An 18,570-nucleotide genomic window follows, 5' to 3' on the forward strand; every position below is an offset into this window, starting at 1 on the left:
ATCAGGAGGGGAACAAAATGACCAAGCGCATCGTCATCACCGGCAGCACCAGGGGTATAGGCAACGGGTTGGCCCGCGAGTTTTTGAAGCGCCGCTGCCAGGTGGCGGTGAGCGGCCGTTCACCCGACCAGGTCGACGAGGTTGTGGCCGAGCTGGGCCAGTACTACGGCGAGTCCAAGGTGTGCGGCGCGGCCTGCGACATTACCGACCCCGGACAGCTCCAGGGACTGTGGGACGGCGCGGCCAACGCCTTCGGCGGCGTCGACGTGTGGATCAACAATGCGGGTATCAGCATCACCCGCCAGCCGCTATGGGAACAGCACGACGACGAGTTGGCCGCGTTGGTCGACACCAACCTCACCGGCGCATTGCTGGCCAGCAAGACGGCCATCGCCAACATGGTGGGCCAAGGCCACGGCCAGGTGTGGAACACCGAGGGATTCGGTTCCGACGGCGCCACCCAGCCCGGCATGGCGGCCTACGGAGCCACCAAGCGAGCGGTGCGCTACTTGCAAAAAGCCCTGCGTAAAGACACCGCCGACACCCCCGTGCAGGTGTGTACCGTGTCACCGGGCATTGTCGTGACCGATCTGCTCACCGGCGACTACGACCTCACGTCCGAGCAGTGGGAGAAGTCGAAGAAGATCTTCAACATCCTGGGCGACCACGTGCATACCGTCACCCCCTGGCTGGCCGACCACATCCTGGTCGCCGACAAGTCAGGGGCTCGGGTGGTGTGGCTGACCCGGCGTCGAGCCTTCGCCCGGTTCATGACCGCCTCGTTTCGACAGCGCGATCTATTCGCTCAGGTCGAGGGGGCGTGAACGATCCCGCCTCGCGTGTCAGGGGCGCGAATTCGATCCGCTGCGGGCAATAGCGGAGGGGTCGTCGCCCAGATAGCTCTGCACCACCGCGGGATCGGCTTGCACCTGGGCGGGAGTGCCCTCGGCGATCACCGCTCCCACCTCCAGGGCGATCAAGCGGTCGCACACCGAGGTCAACAGCGGCATGTCGTGCTCGATCACCACCAACGTGATGCCGTAGACCTCGCGGATTTGAGCGATCACCGCCCCTAATGCCTCGGTCTCGGCTTGGGCGATGCCGGCCGACGGCTCGTCCATGAGCAGCAAGCGGGGGCGCAGGGCCACGTTGGCGGCCAGCTCCACCAGGCGCCGGGTGCCGGTGGACAGCACGCTGATCGGCTGGTCGCCCAACCCGCTCAACCCGAACATGGCCAGCGTCTCCGACGTGTGGTCTTCCAGCTCTCGCTCAGCTCGCGAGCCGCCCACCACGAAGCCATGGTGGTGGGCCCGCTGATTGGCCAAAAAGACGATGTCGCGGGGGGTCATGGTGGGAAACAGCGGAGCGTTCTGGAACGAGCGCACCAGCCCTCGTCGGCTGCGGGTTTCCGGGGTCAGCCCGGTGATGTCGGCGCCCTCGAAGATCACCGTGCCCGCGTGGGGGCGCAGATAGCCGCTGATGAGCTCGAACACGGTGGTCTTGCCCGCACCGTTGGGTCCGATTAGCCCAAGCGTCTCGCCGTCGTCGACGGTGAACGACACATCGTCCACTGCCACTAGGTCGCCGAAACTCCGGGTGAGTCCTCTTACCTCCAGCACCACGCCAGCCGGCTTCGAGACTTGAGCGAATGGCGTGGCCGTCACCGATGCGGCGCCAGTCTCGAATTCGCCAGTCTCGAATTCGCCAGCCTCGTCTCGGGCTTGGACCGGATCGATGCCCCGCAGCCGGGCGATCTGGTCGATGAGGTTGCGCCGGGTGGTGGCCAGAAGGCCGTGGAAACCCCGGGGCTGCTCCAGAATCAAGATCAGCCAGGCCGCATTCAAGCCCGCCAGAGCCGACAGTTCGAGATCGAAGAACTCCCGGGCTCCGATCAGATAGGCCGCGCCGATGAGGGGGCCCGTCAGCTCCGAGAGGCCGCCGATGACGGCCAGCGAGACCACGTTGATGCTGTCGCTAGGGGTGAAGATGCTGCGGGTGACGAAGGTGTTGCTCATGGCCAGAATCACGCCGCCGACACCGGCCACGAAACCGGCGAAGCCATAGGCCTGCAACAGCAGGCGCCGGGGGGAGATTTGCAGCACCCGGGCTGCTGCCTCGTTGTCGCGCACCGCCACCAGCGAGCGACCGAATGAGGATCGGCGCAGCACATGGGCGATGGCCAGCACGCCGGCGAACACCGCCAACGCCACAAAGTAGAAGGCCCGCGAGGTGGTGAGGTCGATTCCGAGCACGCTGGCCGGCCGCGATGACAATCCAGCGCCGAACGCCCAGTCTTGGCGGAGCAGCCAGCTGAAAGTGGCCAGGGCGAAGGCCAGTGTGGCGATGGCCAGCAGTAAGCCCCGCACCCGCAAAGCGGGCAGCCCGACCGCGGCCGACGCCGCGGCGCCGACCGCTCCGCCGCACAGCAGCCCCAGCAGCAGGCTGCCGGTCTCGGTGGCCACCCGAACCCCGGCCACCGCGCCGATGGCGGCGAAGGCCACTTGGCCAAGCGACAGCTGGCCGGCCAACCCGGTTAGAAAGCTCACCGATATGCCGATGGTGGCAAAGGCGATGATGGTGGACAGCACGAACGCCGACCGGTTGCTGATGCCCAGGGGTACCAGAGCGGCGGCCACCGCGGCTGCTCCGCCGGTGACCCAGGCCAGGTTCCGGATCAGCCAGATGTCGCGGTAGGAGTCGGGCAGTCGGCGGCTAGGGGACAAGCTGGACCAGCGCTCCGACAACTCCCGGCCGACCCGCACTTGCATGGCCACCCCCACCAGGATGAGTAAGAACAGGGCCACTTCAAACCACCCGGTGGCCTCGGGATTGGAGGCCAGGATCTGCTCGACCAGACCGATTCCCAGCCCGGCGAGCAGCGCGATGGGAAGACTGGCGAACCGGGCCAGAGCCGCCACCGCCAGGCCCCGGATGATGAAGTCGGGGCCTAGAGCGTCGGCGGTTACCGTCGACTGGTTGGGAATGATGAGCATGGCTGCGAAGGCGGCGATGCCTCCGGCCAGCGCCCATGACAGCATGGCCATGTGCCGGGGATCCACCCCGGCCAAGGTGGCCGAGTCGGGATTGGCGGCCGCACCCCGAATGGCGAGGCCGAACCGGCTGCGCTGAAGGAACAGATAGAGCCCGCCGACCACTACCGGCGACAGGCACAACAATGCGGTGGCCGACGGCGACACGAACACCGTGAGGTCGAATTGGGGAAATCCCGGAGGCTGGGGAAAGCTCCCTCCGCCAAGGCCCCCTTGGGAGAACGACAAGGCCAGCAGCAGCAATGCCTCGGCTGCCCCTAGGGTGGCAACCATCGACAGCACTTTGGGTGCGGCAGCCAACCTGCGGACCACGAAGGCCTCGATCCCCGCAGCGATGAGCGCGGCGACGATCAGCGCCCCGAGGAATCCCAACCAGTAGGGCACTCCGTAGTCGTTGACCACCACCGACATCATCGAGGCGGCTACCAGGCCGATGGACCCGTGGGCGAAGTTGATGAAGCCGCTGGACCGATAGGCCAGAACCAGCCCGATGCCCAAAAGCGCATACCCCAGTCCGAAGATCGTTCCCAGCAACAAGAGCGGGCCGGAGATGTCGAAGGAGCCCATCACTGTGCTCCGGTTCCACCGCCGCTGGTACGCAGGGCTTGGGCCAATCCTTCGAGATAGGCCGCCTGCAACAGGTCGGGTCGGGTCCGGAGTTCCGCCGCGGGGCCCGAGTGGCCGATCTCGCCCTTTTCCATCACGTAGGCGTGGTCGGCAACCGACAGCGCAATGTTAACCGACTGCTCCACCAGCAGCACGGCCGCACCTTGGTCGGCGATGCGGCGGACCACCGGCAACAGGTCGGCTATCACTGCCGGGGCCAAGCCCAGCGAGAACTCGTCGATCAGCAGCAGGCGGGGAGGGGAGATGATGGCCTTGGCCAACGAGAGCATCTGCTTCTCGCCGCCCGACAGAGTGGACGCCCGCTGGCTTGACCGCTCGGCTAAGCGGGGAAAGAGGCGGTAGGCCTCGTCTATCCCCTGGTCGCGTTGCGAACGGCTGACTCCGTGGGCGAAGAGGCTGAGATTGTCGGCCACGGTTAGGGGGCCGACAACGGCCTCGCCACCGACGATTTGATGCAGCCCCATGGCGACCCGCCAGGTGGGGCGAGTCTTGGTGATGTCCAGCCCGGCGTACACGATGCGCCCGCCGATGGTCGGCTCAAGGCCGGAGATCGCCCGCAACAGAGTGGTCTTGCCCGCACCATTGGTGCCCAACAAGGCGACCACCGCGCCCTCCTCGACTCGGAGGTCTACTTCGAACAGGACCTGCACTGAGCCGTAGGCCACCGACACTTGCTCGACACACAACAGCGGCGCATGGGAATCGGCGTCAAACACCCGTCGGGGCACGGTGGTGTCCTGTGCTTTGGCCACCGCCGTCTCGGCGTCGCGCGCCGGTGACGCGAACCGGCGAATAGCCCAACCGGCAACCAGCAGGGGCAGCCCCAGCCATCCGATCTTCCACTGGTCCGACCAGGTTCCGATTATCTGGGCGTTGGCCACCGACCCAACCAGTGCCCCCGCGCCCGTCCAGAGCACCTGGCGGGCGGCAACCGACCGCCGAATTGCGGGGGCTAGCGCCGGGAACACCGCGGCATCCAATCCGGCGGCGGCCAGGGCAATGGCCCCACCGGCGAACAGCCAGCACACCACCAGACCGATGTAGGTGAACGACAGGCCCCCCAGGAAAATCAGCGCACCGGCGATCAGCAGCTGTGTTCCGATGGCATCGGATCGGCGGCTGCCTCCGAGCCGGTGAAGCCGGTGATACCACGGGCCGAACAGGCAGATCAGCGCGGCCGCCCCAGTTCCCGCGGCGAGCACGGCGGCGTTTTGGGCGGCGCTGCGCTGCCATTCCCCCAGCAAGAGCGATTGGGCGGCGTCGGCGCCGCCGATCACCACCGCCCCCACGGCGAAGGCCGCCCCGTAGGAACGTCGGGCCCAGGGCACATCGAGGCGGGCGACTGTGACCTCGGCTTCTTGATCCCCGTCGTGGGCCAAGGCGTGGCGTCCGACCCACAGCGCGGCGACCAGAGTCAGCGCCGCGCTGATCCACAGCAGCGTGTCGTATCCCACCGCAGCGAAGATGAGGACGACGAGCGGCCACGACGCCCCGGTGGCCACCGCCCCCCAATACCACGACATGGTGCGGAACCGGTCGGCGGGGCGGTCGTCGGTGGTCAGAAGAATGCGGTGGGTAACCAGCCCAGGGGCCGAGCCCGCCGCCAGCAACACCCCGCCGACGGTGAACAGGGCCAGCTCGATTGTCCAGGCCATCAGCCCCAGGCCCACCGCGGCCGTCAGCCCGCCGAGCATCAGCATCGCTCCTGCGGGGAGCTTGTCGCGCAGCCGGGGAACCACTAGCGCCGCCACTGCGGCCACCGCGCCCAACAGTGCAGCCTCTGTCGTTATGGCACCCAGCAGGTCGAGCCGGTCGGCGATCTCCACTCGCTTGAACAGCAAGATCGGCAGGGGTGAGGCCAAGGCCACCCCCTGGCAGGCCACCGCGCCCAACAACCGAGGGCTGCCCGGACGCCCCTCGGGTTCGTTGTCCATGGCGGCCGACTACCCGTCGAATTCCACCGGATCGCCGATCAGCGCCATGCACTCGCACTCGGGGTCGAACCGGAAGCGCCGGAAGAGATCGCCTCCGGCGTAGCTTCCCTCGGTGAACTCCACCCCGTAGACCGAGGCAGCCTCGAAGGTGTCGCCCAGAGCCCACACCGCCTCGGTGACTCCCTGCGCGCTCACCTCGGCCATGTGCGGAGTGGCCGCACTCAGCAGGCGCAGCACGTCGCAGAACATGAGACCGGTGCGGACGTTGGCCCGCTCGGTGAACTCCAGACCGGCAGCGGAGAATATGTCGGCGCACTCCTGTTCGGCGGCGCTGGCCGGGAACGGGTAGTCGTCGTCGCTCACGTCGTAGCCGGGAAGCACGCTGATGCCGCTGGCCCCCGTCATCATCTCCGGGTAGTTGAACACGTTGAATTCGGGGGCGTCGTAGCTGGACACCGCATAGGCTGGGGCGAAGTTCTGGGTGACGCTGGTGTCGATGAACCACGACACCAGACGAGACCCGCCGATGGCCACCACCTTGTCCACCCCCGCTTCCTTGAAGTTGATAATGGCCTGGAGCTGGTCGTTGTTGAACGACGTCCCGTCGGTGGGGTCGATGGTGTTGTACGAGGCCACTTCCACTCCAGCGGCGGCCAGCCGGGGGGCGAACTGCTCGTCGTATACCCGTTGGCTCAAGTCGGAGTCGATGGCGATGACCCCCAGCGTGGCGCTGTCGAACCAGCCGTCTTCGATGAGTCCGGTGGCCATCCCGCCCACCAGGTCGTCGTAGGAGGGGAGCATCGGCGACCAGTAGTAGGGGGCCAACTCTTCGAAACCTGCGTTGTCCACCGGATACAGCGTGGCATCGAACATGAGGGTGTTGGCATTGCGATAGCAGGGACGGGCGTTCTCCTGGAACTGGCCGGTCATCACCACCGCGAAGGCCTTGTGGTCCTGGGTGATGGCGTTGCAAAGGGCTTCCTCGGCCACCGGACCGTCGGTGATGGCGTTGAACACGGTGACTTTGGCCTCCACTTGCCGTCCGGCGATTCCGCCCTCGGCATTGAAATGGTCGACCAGGGCAGCCACCTGGGCCTCGCGATCGCCCTCGTCAGGGGTCTCCCAGCCGAACGCGGCAGCCACTGCCGAGGTGTCGGTGATGATGAATGAGATGGTGATCTTTTCATCGGTCACACCGGGGGTGTTCGGCCCGGCGGGCACCAGGCCGCCTGTGGTGTCTTCCGGTTCGGTGGTTGGCGCCTCGGGCTCGTCCGGTGCATCCGGGGCGCCTGCTGTGGCCGGGGCCGCGGTGGGAGGGGCGGTTGGGGCCGAGGGCTCGTCGCCGGCTTCTTGGGAGCAGGCCGCGGCCACCAGAGCTGCAACCACCAGCAGCCCCAGCGCCCGAGAGCGAACCGATGGCGAACGGCGATTGGCAAAGAAGATCATCGGACACACCCTTTCATATGGCTGGGTTCATGGGGCCTGGTTCATGGACGGGAAGAACGGGTCGTTTCGGCGGCTCGGATTGCCGATAGGTAGGCCGAGCGTCGGCGGTTGAGCGCATCCAGCGTGAAGTAGGCCGCCAGGGCGAGCAGGGCGAGCACCACACCCGTCTGCCCCCAGCGACCGACGTCAAGCCACAGGTCGCCGACAATGTGCAGGAACTCGTCGTTCATCCCCGTCAGGTAGAGAAACGCTCCCATCCCAGGGAAGAACCAGGGGAGCTTCCGCAGCGGGTTCACTGGGCGCCCTTGGTGGTGCCGAATTGGTCGTCTTCTTTGCCGAACACCAGATACGAGGCGGCCTCGAGGCGGCCTCGCTCGGCGGGAAAGCCCTGCACAAGCCCCATCGACAGATCGCGCAGACCCCGGGAAATCGCCCCCTCCATCCCGGTGTTGCCGGTGCCGCACGCCTTCAGGGCCTGCACCGCGGCCTGGAAGCAATTGTCGGCGATCTCCCCCTTGGCGATCCGCCAGTTGGCCACCACATCGTCTTTGGGGATGATCTCGGGATCGGCCGTTTCCAGCAGGATCTGGCGACGGGCCCAGAGGTAGGCGGTGTCGAGATGGGCCCGCATCTTGCCGATGAGCTGGCGGTGCAGGTCGCTGCCGCCGATGGGCTCGTCGGTGCCGTGGTAGGTGGTGGTAGTGAGAAATTCCAGCGCGAAGTCGTGTACTGCCTGGGCTGCGCCGATATACACCGACGACAGGGCCACCTGGTTGCCGACGAAGCTGCCCCGGCTCACCTGGGTCATCTTGACAAATGTTCCCGGCACGGTGAGGGCATTCTCGTCGGGCACAAAGGCGTCCTCGAGCACGATGCCATGAGTAGCGGTGGCCCGCATGCCTATAGCGTCCCACTTGGTCCGCTCGCTCACCCCCGGTGTGTCCCGGGGAATCAAGAACACCGACAAGAACTCGGCCGTGTCTCCGGTGTCGAGCTTGGCCGTTACCAGATAGTCATCGGCCACTCCGGTGGCGCAGCCGAAGGACTTGACCCCGTTCAGCAGCCATCCCTCCTCGGTGCGGGACGCTTCGGTGGCAATGGTCACCGCGGCGTTCTTGGACCGCACCGACTCGCTGGCGAAGTTGGCTACCCACCGGCCCTCAGCCCCCATGCGGCGCAGCACTTTCTCGCCGAACGCCCGCACAACAGGCACATCGTCGTCGGCGAACAGCCCGGCGTCGACGGCGGCCAAGGGCAGCAGGCCTCGGGACGATCCGCTGCACTGGAAGAAGTAGGCCAGCGCCGTCGACGGACAAGCGATGGCCATGGCAAAAGTGGCCGCCGCCAGGTCGCGCAGCCCGCCGCCGAGACCGCCGTAGGCGGTGGGAACGGTGAGCCCCAAAAGGCCCGCCTCTGAGATGGTGCGGACGTGCTCGAGGGGGAACTGGCCCGAGCGGTCGGCCTCCACCGCCCTCTGGGCCAATGCGGGCAGCACCTGATCGACCCGTCGAGCCCGTTCGCGTTCGGCTTCGGTCATGTCCTCCACCAGCAGTTCGCCGGTGGTCCGGACCATGGCCTCAGTTGCCACTGCCAGCTCTCATTTCCTGGCTGCCAGCAGGCCGAGCATGAGGTCGGCTTCTCCGGAGTTAGCGCCTTCGAAGGCGCCAAACGTGTGGCCGCTCCAGACAATCCACCCGTCGGCGGCCGCATCCAGACCGGTGGCGTCATCGACGGCATCGGTGCCGAACTGCTGTATCTCGACCAAGTTGCCATCGAGGTCGAGCCAGACCAGCACGGCGTCGCGCTCACCCCGCGAGCTGCCACCTCCGGCCAGGTCACCGGTAACGCTCCCGGTGACCACGATGTGATCTCCGGCTTGGCGGACTTCGAATGCCGAATCAGCTCCTGCCGTGCCCCCTTGCCAGCGCCATTGCTCGTTGCCGTCGGCATCGAGGGATACCACGATCATGTCGCGCTCGCCGGCATGGTCGGCTGCGAAGGAACCCTCAGTCGATCCGGCCAGCAGCACCCCGCCGTCAGGGCCCAAGCCCACTCCCTGGGTCCAGTCGAGGGCTGAGGTGCCGAGTTGGACAGCCCATGCCAAGCTGCCGTCGGGCCGCAGCCGCACTGCAAAAAGGTCCTTGTCGCCGGCGTTGGCACCGCCGAGGTCACCCTCGGTGTAGCCGGTGAGAAACAGCCCGCCATCGGGGGCCAGCGCCGAGCCCTGCCCCCAGTCGGTGGCGTCGGTGCCGATGTGGCGAATCCATTGCTGGTTGCCGTCGGCATCGAATTTGGCGGCAAAGCCGTCGAATCCCCCGAGATCGGTATCGGGGTCCAGGGTCCCGGCAGAGTAGCCGGTGATGTAGGCACCGCTGTCGAAGGCGGCTACGTCGAATCCCCGATCCCAGGCAGGTCCTCCGAATTGCCTGCGCCACAGTTCGTTGCCATCGGCGTCGTAGTGGGCCAGCCAGACGTCGGCCGATCCCTGGTTGGGTGAGGCAAAGTCGCCTTCGGTGAAGCCGCCGACATAGATGGAGCCGTCGGGAGCCACCGATACGCCGAGTGGGGAGTCGTTCTGCGGCCCACCGGTTTGCCGCGACCATCGCAACTGGCCGTCGGGCGAATACCGGGCGAGGTACACATCCCGTTGACCTTGGTTTCTGCCGACCAGGCTGCCCTCAGTTGCTGCGGCCAGTACGACATCGCCGTTTGGTGCCGCCGACACCCCGTAGGTGGTATCGGGCAGCTCGGTGCCGACTTGGATGCTCCAATCACTCTGGGCGGCGGATTCCGGCTCGGAGTCGCCACCGCAGGCCAGCGCTCCGACGGCAGCGATCCCGGCTACGGCGAGAGCCGCCCTGAGACTGATCACATCAGGCCGCGGCGCGACCGCTCCTGCGCTGGCGGAACCACAGCGCCAGCAGGGCAAGCACCACGACCACAATGATCACCGGAAGCAGCCACACCCAAACCGAGCTTCCCCCATCGTCGTCATCGGCGGCCGGGGCCTCGGCTGGCTCGGGGGCCTCGGTCGGCTCCGGCTCTGGCTCTGGTGCAGGGGCTATCGCCTCGGTCGGCTCCGGTTCGGGTTCGGGGGTGGGCTCTGGCTCGGGGGCCTCGGTCGGTTCCGGTTCGGGCTCGGGCGTCGGCTCGGGTTCGGGGGCCTCGGTTGGCTCGGGTTCTGGTTCAGGCTCGGGCTGAGCGGCAGATCCCGCGGCAAAGGTGAATTCCTGGGCGGCGTAGTTGGCATTCGGACCGAAACCGTCACCGGCCACGATCAAGCAGGCAGTGGTCTCGTCGCATCGGCCGGGCACAATGGCTATCGGGTATTCGAGGGAGCCGGTCCCATCGTCGCCGATGGTCACACTGTGCGTTCCGTAATTGCTCAGTTCGCAGTCGGCCGGTCCAGCCGCCGGGTAGGTGTAGCAGGTGACAACGGTGGCAGTTTTGCCCGGCAGCCAACTGGTCAGGGTAACGGTGACCACCTCGCCATCTTGCAGTCCCTCGCTCTTGGAGAGTTCGAGAGTCTCTCCGTTATGACCCTCACCGTGGTCGGCTATTGCTGCCGGGGCAACAAACAGACCGGCAAGGGCGACAGCGACACCAGCAATGAGCAGGCGTCGAATAGTGCGATCCCGCATATGTTCCCCCTCTTGCTGCCCCATGAGCGGCAGTAGTTTCCTTGAGATTGCGAATTGAGAAGCTCTTGTGCGGACAAGTGTTCCTGTGCCCGCAACGTCGGCCTTAGGCTAGAGCGAAACAGTGTTCCGGTCAACGAAACACAATTGGATTGCAGCAATGGAATCCACGAGGTGCTGTTCTTCAGCCTGTTTTGAACACGCCGACCTCCTCGAGCTCGGCTCTCATGGCGTCTTTGGCGTTGATCATGCTGGCCTGGAGCATGTAAGAACGGGCTTTATCAGGATCGGCGGCCCGGGCCGCCATCAGATCAAGAGCTCGCTGGCGGTCGGCGCTGTCGGGGGCGGCCAAGCTTTGGGCGTTGTCGTGGGTTTGCCGCCTGACGTAGTCGATGGCCAGATTCCGCCGCAGTTGGGCGTGGTGGGCCAGACGATCAGCGCCGAGGTCGCCTCGCAGCACGGCGGCCAAAGACGCTCCTAACAGCACCGCATCGTGGACGCCGCCGTTCATGCCCATACCGCCCAGCGGATTGTTGATATGGGCGGCGTCGCCCATCAAGACCACCCGACCCACAGCGAAGCGGTCGGCCACCCGCTGGTGGACCCGGTAGATAGTCCGGTGGGCTACCTCGAAGGGCTCATCGCGGGCCACGATCCCCTGAAGTCGTCGCTGGGCGCTTTCGTCGCTGAGCGCCTCGTCGTCTGTCTCATCATCGCCAACGGGAAACAGTGCCCGCCATAGATCCACGGTTCGCAGCAGCACCAGCCACTCTTCGGGATCAGAGATGTAGTTGACGTAGGCCAGGTCGGCCAGGTGGTCGGCCATCTCGAACGGAGTGGAAAGCACCAGGTAGCGGTCTTCGTAGGTCATGCCGTCGAACGCCAGGCCCAGCGACTTGCGCACCGCGCTGGCCGCGCCGTCTGCGGCCACCACCGCGTCGGCCGCCAACATCTCGCCGGAGGCCAGTTGGGCCGAGGCGGATCCGCCGTGATCGACGATACCCACCACTTCAGCACCGAATCTGACAGCCACATTCGCCATTGAGCGGAACTTGTTCAACATGATCTCGCACAGCTTGAACTGCTCGCATTGCAGGCGGAACGGGTGGTCGGTCACATCGGCCAGTGCCGTGAGATCGAACTCGGCCACTACTCCCTGGCGTCGATCCCGATAGGCGAACCGGGGGGCTATCAAGCCCCTCTGAACCATCTTGTCGACCACGCCGAAGCGTTCGAGCAGGTCGAGCGTGGCGGGGTGGAAGGTTGATGCCCGCAACTCACGGGGCAACTCGAGAGAAGCTTCCAGCAGGGTCACGTCGACGCCGCCCGAAGCCAGCTCGGCGGCGGCGACGCACCCGACAGGGCCAGCGCCGACGACGACCACGCGGGGCGGCATCGGTCAGAACTCGCCCAGTGTTATTCCGCTGTCCACAAGCGGTCAGAACTCACGCAGCATCATCCCGTGGCCCACGAACTGGTCGTTGATGTCCAGCGTGCGCAGGGCATGCCACAGGCAGATGGCGTTGATGGCCAGCACCGGCTTGCCTAGCCAGCGCTCAGCCTGGTCGGCCACCTCGACCATGGACAGATTGGTGCCGCACTGGACGATGGCGTCGATGTCATCGCCATCGAGTCCTTTGAGCACCTCCACCAGAGTCTCTGGAGTCACGTCGGCGATGGAAGTGGCCGAATCGCAGCGCAGCCCATGGACTCGTTTCACTTCGTAGCCGCACTCGGTGAAGTAGCCGTACACCTGCTCGTCGGCCGCCGGCTGGTAGGGCGTCAGGCAGGCGATTCGCGACACGCCGAGCCGCTCCAGAGCCGCGTTGCAGGCCGCTGCTCCCGATGTGATTCCGATGTCGCCGGCGATTTCCGTCACCCGAGCCTGGAATGCGGCGTTGCCCTCCTTACCTCCCCAGAAGGTCTCGGCCGACATCCCCATGAGCAGGTGATCGGGCTTGCACGTCATGAGGTCGTGTACCGCGGTGGGGATGGTCTGGCGGATCAGGTCCAAGAAATGGAGAAATGCCTCGTCGCTGCTCAGATCGGGGGCCTCGACCAAAAAGCGCCCGCTGTGGAACGTGACCCCTGGGGGCCGCACCCGGGCAAAATCATGCTCGACCACGGTGTTGGTCGACGGCACGATGACCCCGATCTTGGCCCGGTAGCCGACAACATCAGGCATAGGCGTCCCTCTCGATTCGCTCATTTGCGGAATGATGTTCCGCTCTAAGGAACACTAGCCGTCCCTGTCTGAGCGGCAATTGTCGATCCCTTGACCGTTGCCGGTTGGCTATAGTTCTGGGCACCTGCGGGTGTAGTTCAGTGGTAGAACCCCAGCTTCCCAAGCTGATGACGCGAGTTCGATTCTCGTCACCCGCTCCACAATGACGGGGCAGATCTATCTGGGCACGGTGGCCATCGAGCCGAACCGCTGGGGTTTGGCCGAACCCGGCGGGAATCCGCTGACCCGGGTGTCGGAGTGGCTGCCATCGATTGCCGATGCCGGGTTTGACGGCTTGGAGCTGTGGGAGCGCCACGCCCGCTCGGCTCCCGATGAGGAACTCGAAGCGCTGCTGGCATCGGAGGTGCCGATCAAGATCCTGAGTTGCTACACCAGCTGGGACGAGCCCGACGACGCCGACCGGGCCGAGACGGCGGCCTGGATCGAGCGAGTAGGAGCGCAGGGAATCAAGTTCAACGTGGGCAGCGACCCCGACGCCATTGCTGACTACACCGAACGGCTCCGCCGGTTCGAGGCCGAGGTGCCCAGCGGTGCCCGGTTGCTGTGCGAGTGCCACTTCGGAACGGTGGCCGAGGATCCGGCAGTGGCCCGCGACATGTTCGGCGCCGTCGCCGACGCCGACCGGCTGGGGGCCATCGTCCACGTCCACCCCATGGCCCGAGACGAGTGGTCGGAGCCGCTGGGGGTGCTCGGCAACTGGGTGCGCCACGTTCACGTTCAAGTGGCCGAAGTTCCTCAATCCACCAGCGCTGACGAATTGAGCGAGGTACTGCGCCCGGCCGCCGAAGCCATAAGCGCTGCATCCCCCAACACCACATGGACCATCGAATTCTCCTTCGGCATGTGGGGCTTCGGTCGCGACGACGCCGAGTTCGACAACCCGGCCTACATCCTCCAGTCCGCCCAACGCGACCTCGTGGCCCTGCGCGCCGCGCTCTGAGCGGCCATTTGGCTCGGGGGCAGTCAGTAGCGGATGGCGCGGCTGGGGCAGAGGGTGGCGGCTTCTTCGACGGCATCTCGCTCGGATTCGGGCGGACGCGGGTCGATCACGTGTGACAGGGCATCGTCGCCTAGTTGGAAGACCTCAGGCGCGACCCGCTCGCAATAGCCCACTCCTTGGCACTGTTGGTGGTCGACGGTGACGTGTAGCTTCTCGGCGCCCATAGCTGGCCTACAGCTTGGTCAAAAGGATCAGGAAACGGCCGTAGGCGTCGTGGTGGCTGGCCTCGGTGTAGCTAGGGGGATCGTTGGGGTCGATCTGGATTCCGGCGTCGTAGAGGGCGCTGGCGATGTTGACCAGCGTGCCGTCGGTGCCCTCGTCATTGTCGGTTCGGGCTGAGAGGCCGGTGACCAAGGTACGCCCGATGCAGATGTGCTCGCCGCCGCCGAACGTGAGGCCCCAGGGCTTCACTGAGCCCACCTCCCGGTAGGGGTTGAACTTCCCGGCGTCGGAGCCGAATACCTCGGGGTCGCGGTTGGCCGGGGTGAAAAGGCAAGCCACCCGCTCGTCGGTGGCGATGGTCTTGCCGTTGCTCAGCGCGAAATCCTCGTTGGCGATCCGCAGCAGGGCGGGCGACGGCAAGTGCAGTCGCAGGGCCTCATGGGCGGCCCGCTTGATGTACTCCCGATCCGACACCTTGGCCCGGTCTTCGGGGTGGGCGTCGAACCACTCGTCAAGGTGGGCGATGAGGTGGGGAACCGAGTGGGTGGTGGTCTGGGTGGCCGCCACCAGGAACAAGCAGGCCTCCCGTATGGGCAGCCCCTCGTCCCAGTCGTCGTTCCAATGCAGGTAGAGCATGGTGATCAGATCGACGGGGAGCTCGTCACGTTCGATCTCGCCTCGGTGGAAACGCTCGATGAGGGCCCGGCGGCGGGCCACCGATGAGGCGAAGAAGTCGCGGTCGAAATCATCCCTCACTGCCAAGATGCGCCGAATCACCTCATCGTGGTCCTCGGTGGACCACTCGACGGTGGCACCGGTGCCCAACAACTCGACGTACTCCCGGAATGCGGTGGTGCGCTCTGGGGTGTCCACCCCGTCGATCCCGGTAGTGGCGGCGGCAATGCGGGCCAGCATGGTGCGCAGCAAGACACAGAGGTCGGCCCGCACGACACCGTCATTGCCCCGGTTGTCGCGGCACTCCTCCAGCGTCTTGCCGATCAGCGGAATCAGCTCGGTGTGCTCGTAGTACTCCAGCGCGGCCTTGGCGAACAGCGGAGCCTCCAGCCGTCTGCGCTCGAAGTGCTCGTCTCCGTCGATGGTCAAAAGGGAGCGTCCAAAGAACGGCTGGCTCTCCTGATGGGACCCCTGCCGAAAGCTCCTCGACCGCAAGATCTCGTCGATCTCGGCATAGGTGGTGAAGTGCTGCAAATCAACGATGTGCGGAGGCGGGGGCATCTCTCGAATGGTGGGCTCTCTAGTCGGCACAGCAATACCTCCATGTTCACCTTGGCGCACCCGAAGATAGCCGGTGATCTCTAGGGAACCGGTTTGAGTTGTCGCACTACTAGTGTGCGGGGGGCATGCCGGTGTTGTTGGGGGCTCTCGCGTCGGGGCTGATCGGGGTCTCGGACTACTTCGGGCGCTATTGCAGTCGGCGTGCCCAGGCCATGACCACGGTGGGTACAGCCTTTGTGGGCGGTCTGGTCACCATCGCCTTGGCAGTGATATTCGACGACGACACCCTGCGGTGGTGGCAGGCCATCGGCATCGCCGCCGTCTTAGCTGGCACCACCATGATCACCATAGGGTGAGTCCCACATACGCTATTGCGAGATATCGAAGCGTTTCGATGCTGCTATCGTCTTGTCGGCGATGACGCTTCAGGCCGTCGGACAGGGAGATGGAAAGGGCACGTGAACTGTGGCAACGATGGCTGATGTCGCAAAGCTCGCTGGAGTTTCGTTGAGTACTGTCTCCTATGCATTCAGCGGGGCCCGGCCAATCTCGGAAGCGACTAAAGCGCGCGTGATGAGGGCGGTGGAGCAGCTCGATTTCCAGCCCAACGCTATGGCTCGAGGACTCGCTGGACGGCGGACGGGATTTCTTGCCCTGCTGCTGCCCACCGACGAGGCGATTGCCGACCAGTTTATGGTGGATATCATCGTCGCTGCGGCCGAAACGGCGCGGGAGCGGGGCTACCACCTCTTGCTGTGGACGGAACCTGCCGGAGAGTCAACAGCCGTGAAGGACCTTATGCGGCGAGGCTTAATCGACGGTGCGCTGCTGCTTTCGGTTCGGCTCTTCGATGAGCGCGTTGGGGCTCTTCAGGAAGCTGGCGTGCCCCTCACCATGGTTGGTCGGACCCAAGATCCCGTCGACAGTCATTACGTGGACAGCGATGCCGAGCAGGCCGCAGAGCTGGCTATTTCCCACCTTGCTGAACTCGGCCACACAACTGTGGCTTATCTCGGTCCGCCACAGAGTGCCTACGACGATGGCATCGGCATCGTGGTGCGGGTTCACGACTCCCTTGTCGAGTCAGCCCAACACCACCGGGTGAAACTCATCTCGGTCTTCTCGGAGCGCAACGCAGCCGCTTCGGCCGAAGCCATGAGCCAGCTCATGACCGCAGAGCCCGAAGTTACTGCCGTCCTCGCCCTTGATGACTCCGCCGTCGCCGGGATACTCAATGGATTGAGATCGCTGGACCTCGCTGTTCCCGGCGACGTCTCGTTGGTCGGCCTGTTCACTTCACCCCAGATTGCCGAACTCACCTGGCCCCATGTGACATCGGTTTCTCACGATCCGAGGGATCTGGGCCGCCTAGCCTCATTGACGATGATCGATTCACTCAATGGCACCAGCGGCTTTGGTACTCAGACGCTGCTTCCCAGCGAAGTGTTCAGGCGGTCGACCACCGGGCCACCTCCCGCTGCTAATCGCTGAGGCTGCTCAATTCCCGCAGAATTCTGCAACTTCTTGCGAAGCAGGTCGAGTTGCGATACGTTATCGAAACGCTTCGATAGGAGGGAAAATGCGTACCAGAACAATGAGGCTTTTGGCCTTGATATTTGCGCTTGTACTCGTTGCGTCCGCGTGCGGAAACGACGACGACACGACAAGTACGGAGCCAACCCCAGAACCGACCAGCGCGCCGGCTGAGCCGGCCGACGAGCCGGTTGATGAGCCGGAAGGTACGAGCTTGATGGACGGGGAGATCCCCTGCGAGCAGCAGTACGCCGGCCGGCAGGTATCGATTATCTCTCCGGTTCGCGACAGCGAGGATGACCAACCGGTCGCCGACTTCGTAGCTGCCTATCAGCCGCTGATGGACTGCACCGGCGTCGAGATCGTTTGGGAGGGTACCGATCAGTTCGAGACCGAGATCAATGTTCGGCTCGAGGGGGGCGATCCGCCCGACGTCATCGACTACCCCCAGCCTGGGCTCATGACTCAGCACGCCCGACAGGGCCATTTGGCTCCCCTTCCCAACGACGTGGCTGCCCACCTGGCAACCGACTACATCGCGGGCTGGGATACCTACGCCACTGTGGATGGCGTGATTTATGGGCTGCCCGGCCGGTCCAACATCAAGTCGCTGGTCTGGTACAGCCCGGGTGCATTCGCCGAGGGCGGGTACGAAGTGCCAAGCAGCTTGGGCGAGCTGAGAGACCTCTCGGACCAGATCGTGGCCGATGGGGGTATTCCCTGGTGCATTGGCGCCGAGTCCGGTGTGGCAACTGGCTGGGTCCTCACCGACTGGATGGAAGACTTCATGTTGCGCACCCACGGTGCAGAGGTCTACGACCAGTGGGTGAATCACGACATTCCGTTCAACGACCCGAGGGTCGTCGAGGTAGTGGATGCGGTCGGGTCGTTCGTGAAGAACGCCGACTACCTCGGCGGAGAGAACCTGGTGAAGGCAATTGCCACCACCAAGTTCCAAGACGGTGGCCTTCCCATCCTCGAAGGCGACTGCTACATGCACCGCCAGGCCAGCTTCTATTCCAACTTGTGGCCAGCAGGCACCACGATTGGCGAGGACGGCGATGTGAACGTCTTCTATCTGCCTAGCCCGGCCGACGGCCCGGCCTTCATGCTCGGCGGTGGCGACATCTACGCCGCGGCGACCGATAAGCCAGAGACGTTCGACGTCATCCGCTACACCGGCTCACTGGACTACATGACCAATGTGGCCAATGTGAGGGGCGAATTGGTACCGCACCTTGACATAGACACCGGCGCCTACACCGATCCGTTCCTGGCCAAGCTGGCAGAGCTCCAACTCGGGGCGGACGTGTTCAGATTTGATGGCTCGGACCTCATGCCCGGAGCAGTGGGCGCCGGAACATTCTGGACTGAGGTGACCGATTGGGTGATCGGTGGCAGCACCGAAGACTTCGTGAACAACGTCGAGGCGAGCTGGCCGGGCTGAACCCCCTCCACAGCGAAAGCTAGCTAGCGTGGGGGCCGGGCAACACCCGGCCCCCACTGCCTTACAAGCGCCAGAGGACCAAAGGGGACAGGTAAAATGGGGGACGTAATCAGCGCAATCGTTATTACCGCGATTGCCTTAGCCGCGCTGGCTGGGCTCCTAGGCGCCGTGTATTGGGTAGTCGGGCGATTGCCGAAGAAGTGGCGAGAAGGGGCTCGTGCATGGGTCTTCCTTTTCCCCACCGCGGTCGCC

16 protein-coding genes and 1 tRNA gene are annotated in these 18,570 nt (G+C 65.2%); 6 read left to right on the forward strand and 11 right to left on the reverse strand.

Features of this window, described 5'->3' with window-relative positions; translation table 11 throughout:
• Positions 1-17: 17 nt before the first annotated feature.
• Positions 18-824, forward strand: coding sequence for an SDR family NAD(P)-dependent oxidoreductase (locus ACOOGG_RS10305; protein ID WP_420434904.1), 807 nt, complete (start codon positions 18-20; stop codon positions 822-824).
• 18 nt (positions 825-842) lie between these two features.
• Here ACOOGG_RS10305 and ACOOGG_RS10310 read toward each other — a convergent pair whose 3' ends face one another.
• From ACOOGG_RS10310 to ACOOGG_RS10350, 9 genes are all read right to left on the reverse strand, one after another.
• The gene (locus ACOOGG_RS10310; RefSeq protein WP_420434906.1) at positions 843-3,617 is read right to left on the reverse strand and encodes an ABC transporter permease subunit; all 2,775 of its coding nucleotides are present in this window, start codon (positions 3,615-3,617) and stop codon (positions 843-845) included.
• A complete protein-coding gene (locus ACOOGG_RS10315; RefSeq protein WP_420434908.1) occupies positions 3,617-5,611 on the reverse strand; it encodes an ATP-binding cassette domain-containing protein in 1,995 nt (664 codons plus the stop codon). The genes ACOOGG_RS10310 and ACOOGG_RS10315 overlap by 1 nt, the downstream gene beginning before the upstream one ends.
• A gap of 9 nt (positions 5,612-5,620) precedes the next feature.
• On the reverse strand, positions 5,621-7,057 hold the full coding sequence (locus ACOOGG_RS10320) for a hypothetical protein (RefSeq protein WP_420434910.1): 1,437 nt from the start codon (positions 7,055-7,057) through the stop codon (positions 5,621-5,623).
• Between the two features lie 41 nt (positions 7,058-7,098).
• Entirely contained in the window at positions 7,099-7,353 is a 255-nt protein-coding gene (locus ACOOGG_RS10325) for a hypothetical protein (RefSeq protein ID WP_420434912.1), read from the reverse strand.
• Entirely contained in the window at positions 7,350-8,645 is a 1,296-nt protein-coding gene (locus tag ACOOGG_RS10330) for an acyl-CoA dehydrogenase family protein (protein WP_420434914.1), read from the reverse strand. The genes ACOOGG_RS10325 and ACOOGG_RS10330 overlap by 4 nt, the downstream gene beginning before the upstream one ends.
• Before the next feature lie 9 nt (positions 8,646-8,654).
• Complete coding sequence (locus ACOOGG_RS10335; protein ID WP_420434916.1) at positions 8,655-9,929, reverse strand: hypothetical protein; 1,275 nt, start codon at positions 9,927-9,929, stop codon at positions 8,655-8,657.
• Position 9,930: 1 nt separating this feature from the next.
• Entirely contained in the window at positions 9,931-10,698 is a 768-nt protein-coding gene (locus ACOOGG_RS10340; protein WP_420434918.1) for a hypothetical protein, read from the reverse strand.
• A 181-nt stretch (positions 10,699-10,879) separates the two neighbouring features.
• Positions 10,880-12,091 carry an FAD-dependent oxidoreductase gene (locus ACOOGG_RS10345; protein ID WP_420434920.1) on the reverse strand — a complete coding sequence of 404 codons (1,212 nt, stop codon included), beginning with the start codon at positions 12,089-12,091 and terminating at the stop codon, positions 10,880-10,882.
• Positions 12,092-12,133: 42 nt separating this feature from the next.
• Entirely contained in the window at positions 12,134-12,904 is a 771-nt protein-coding gene (locus tag ACOOGG_RS10350; RefSeq protein ID WP_420434922.1) for a maleate cis-trans isomerase family protein, read from the reverse strand.
• 102 nt (positions 12,905-13,006) lie between these two features.
• On the opposite strand from ACOOGG_RS10350, the gene ACOOGG_RS10355 reads away from it, so the two are divergent.
• Positions 13,007-13,080, forward strand: a tRNA-Gly gene (locus ACOOGG_RS10355).
• Between the two features lie 2 nt (positions 13,081-13,082).
• Complete coding sequence (locus ACOOGG_RS10360; RefSeq protein ID WP_420434924.1) at positions 13,083-13,880, forward strand: sugar phosphate isomerase/epimerase family protein; 798 nt, start codon at positions 13,083-13,085, stop codon at positions 13,878-13,880.
• Between the two features lie 23 nt (positions 13,881-13,903).
• On the opposite strand, the gene ACOOGG_RS10365 is transcribed toward ACOOGG_RS10360, so the two are convergent.
• Positions 13,904-14,104, reverse strand: a complete 201-nt coding sequence (locus tag ACOOGG_RS10365; RefSeq protein WP_420434926.1) for a ferredoxin — start codon at positions 14,102-14,104, stop codon at positions 13,904-13,906.
• Positions 14,105-14,111: 7 nt separating this feature from the next.
• The gene (locus tag ACOOGG_RS10370) at positions 14,112-15,338 is read right to left on the reverse strand and encodes a cytochrome P450 (protein ID WP_420434928.1); all 1,227 of its coding nucleotides are present in this window, start codon (positions 15,336-15,338) and stop codon (positions 14,112-14,114) included.
• Positions 15,339-15,463: 125 nt separating this feature from the next.
• On the opposite strand from ACOOGG_RS10370, the gene ACOOGG_RS10375 reads away from it, so the two are divergent.
• The 3 genes from ACOOGG_RS10375 to ACOOGG_RS10385 all read left to right on the forward strand — a co-directional run bounded on the left by ACOOGG_RS10375 (position 15,464) and on the right by ACOOGG_RS10385 (position 18,318).
• Positions 15,464-15,694 carry a hypothetical protein gene (locus ACOOGG_RS10375; RefSeq protein WP_420434930.1) on the forward strand — a complete coding sequence of 77 codons (231 nt, stop codon included), beginning with the start codon at positions 15,464-15,466 and terminating at the stop codon, positions 15,692-15,694.
• A gap of 118 nt (positions 15,695-15,812) precedes the next feature.
• Positions 15,813-16,829 (forward strand): LacI family DNA-binding transcriptional regulator, encoded by a 1,017-nt coding sequence (locus tag ACOOGG_RS10380; RefSeq protein WP_420434932.1) that lies wholly within the window; start codon positions 15,813-15,815, stop codon positions 16,827-16,829.
• A 259-nt stretch (positions 16,830-17,088) separates the two neighbouring features.
• On the forward strand, positions 17,089-18,318 hold the full coding sequence (locus ACOOGG_RS10385; RefSeq protein ID WP_420434934.1) for an ABC transporter substrate-binding protein: 1,230 nt from the start codon (positions 17,089-17,091) through the stop codon (positions 18,316-18,318).
• The last annotated feature ends 252 nt before the right edge of the window (positions 18,319-18,570 follow it).

This window comes from Candidatus Poriferisocius sp. (genome assembly GCF_965214065.1).
Taxonomy (GTDB): domain Bacteria; phylum Actinomycetota; class Acidimicrobiia; order Acidimicrobiales; family Bin134; genus Poriferisocius.

Bases quoted from the DNA above. Each gene is read 5' to 3' on its own strand.
- ACOOGG_RS10305 (WP_420434904.1), top strand. From the start codon at position 18: ATGACCAAGCGCATCGTCATCACCGGCAGCACCAGGGGTATAGGCAAC.
- ACOOGG_RS10310 (WP_420434906.1), bottom strand. From the start codon at position 3,617: ATGGGCTCCTTCGACATCTCCGGCCCGCTCTTGTTGCTGGGAACGATC.
- ACOOGG_RS10315 (WP_420434908.1), bottom strand. From the start codon at position 5,611: ATGGACAACGAACCCGAGGGGCGTCCGGGCAGCCCTCGGTTGTTGGGC.
- ACOOGG_RS10320 (WP_420434910.1), bottom strand. From the start codon at position 7,057: ATGATCTTCTTTGCCAATCGCCGTTCGCCATCGGTTCGCTCTCGGGCG.
- ACOOGG_RS10340 (WP_420434918.1), bottom strand. From the start codon at position 10,698: ATGCGGGATCGCACTATTCGACGCCTGCTCATTGCTGGTGTCGCTGTC.
- ACOOGG_RS10345 (WP_420434920.1), bottom strand. From the start codon at position 12,091: ATGCCGCCCCGCGTGGTCGTCGTCGGCGCTGGCCCTGTCGGGTGCGTC.
- ACOOGG_RS10350 (WP_420434922.1), bottom strand. From the start codon at position 12,904: ATGAGCGAATCGAGAGGGACGCCTATGCCTGATGTTGTCGGCTACCGG.
- ACOOGG_RS10360 (WP_420434924.1), top strand. From the start codon at position 13,083: ATGACGGGGCAGATCTATCTGGGCACGGTGGCCATCGAGCCGAACCGC.
- ACOOGG_RS10365 (WP_420434926.1), bottom strand. From the start codon at position 14,104: ATGGGCGCCGAGAAGCTACACGTCACCGTCGACCACCAACAGTGCCAA.
- ACOOGG_RS10370 (WP_420434928.1), bottom strand. From the start codon at position 15,338: ATGCCCCCGCCTCCGCACATCGTTGATTTGCAGCACTTCACCACCTAT.
- ACOOGG_RS10375 (WP_420434930.1), top strand. From the start codon at position 15,464: ATGCCGGTGTTGTTGGGGGCTCTCGCGTCGGGGCTGATCGGGGTCTCG.
- ACOOGG_RS10380 (WP_420434932.1), top strand. From the start codon at position 15,813: ATGGCTGATGTCGCAAAGCTCGCTGGAGTTTCGTTGAGTACTGTCTCC.
- ACOOGG_RS10385 (WP_420434934.1), top strand. From the start codon at position 17,089: ATGGACGGGGAGATCCCCTGCGAGCAGCAGTACGCCGGCCGGCAGGTA.